The 1,172-nt window shown below is 59.4% G+C and carries 1 protein-coding gene; it reads right to left on the bottom strand.

Features of this window, described 5'->3' with window-relative positions; genetic code table 11:
• The coding region (gene tuf, locus BM198_RS29285; protein WP_074974309.1) for an elongation factor Tu at positions 1-1,172 on the bottom strand (1,172 nt) is incomplete at both ends.

Here is a 1,172-nt window from a genome sequence, read left to right as displayed (position 1 = left end):
TCGATGATCTTGGCGACGACGCCGGCGCCAACGGTACGACCGCCTTCGCGGATTGCGAAGCGCAGGCCATCTTCCATGGCGATCGGAGCGATCAGGGTGACGACCATCTTGATGTTGTCACCCGGCATTACCATTTCAACGCCTTCCGGCAGCTCGCAGTTGCCAGTCACGTCGGTGGTACGGAAGTAGAACTGCGGACGGTAGCCCTTGAAGAACGGGGTGTGACGACCACCCTCTTCCTTGGACAGCACGTACACTTCGCACTCGAACTTGGTGTGCGGCTTGATGGTGCCCGGCTTGGCCAGAACCTGACCACGCTCTACTTCGTCACGCTTGGTGCCACGCAGCAGGATACCAACGTTCTCACCAGCACGACCTTCGTCCAGCAGCTTGCGGAACATTTCAACGCCGGTGCAGATGGTCTTGGAGGTAGCGCGGATACCAACGATCTCGACTTCCTCTTGGACGCGAACGATACCGCGCTCAACGCGACCGGTCACAACGGTGCCACGGCCGGAGATGGAGAACACGTCTTCGATCGGCATCAGGAACGGCTGGTCAACGGCACGAATGGGCTCCGGAATGTAGGAGTCCAGGGTCTCTACCAGCTTGCGAACAGCGGAGACACCGATTTCGTTGTCGTCTTTGCCTTCCAGCGCCATCAGCGCGGAGCCGATGACGATCGGAGTGTCGTCGCCCGGGAAGTCGTAGGTGTTCAGCAGATCGCGAACTTCCATCTCGACCAGTTCCAGCAGCTCGGCGTCGTCAACCATGTCGGCCTTGTTCAGGAACACGACGATGTAGGGAACACCTACCTGACGGGACAGCAGGATGTGCTCGCGAGTCTGCGGCATGGGGCCGTCAGCAGCGGAGCAAACCAGGATCGCGCCGTCCATCTGGGCAGCACCGGTGATCATGTTCTTCACGTAGTCAGCGTGACCGGGGCAGTCAACGTGAGCGTAGTGACGAGTAGCGGAATCGTACTCAACGTGGGAGGTGTTGATGGTGATACCGCGAGCTTTCTCTTCCGGAGCGTTGTCGATCTGATCGAACGCACGAGCCGAACCACCCCAGGTCTCGGAGCAGACTTTGGTCAGGGCAGCAGTCAGAGTGGTCTTGCCATGGTCAACGTGACCAATGGTGCCGACGTTGACGTGCGGTTTGTTACGTTC

The organism is Metapseudomonas otitidis (genome assembly GCF_900111835.1).
Classification (GTDB): Bacteria; Pseudomonadota; Gammaproteobacteria; order Pseudomonadales; family Pseudomonadaceae; genus Metapseudomonas; species Metapseudomonas otitidis.
The sequence above is the reverse complement of the archived record's forward strand: the minus strand, read 5'-3'. Positions and strand labels throughout refer to the sequence as shown.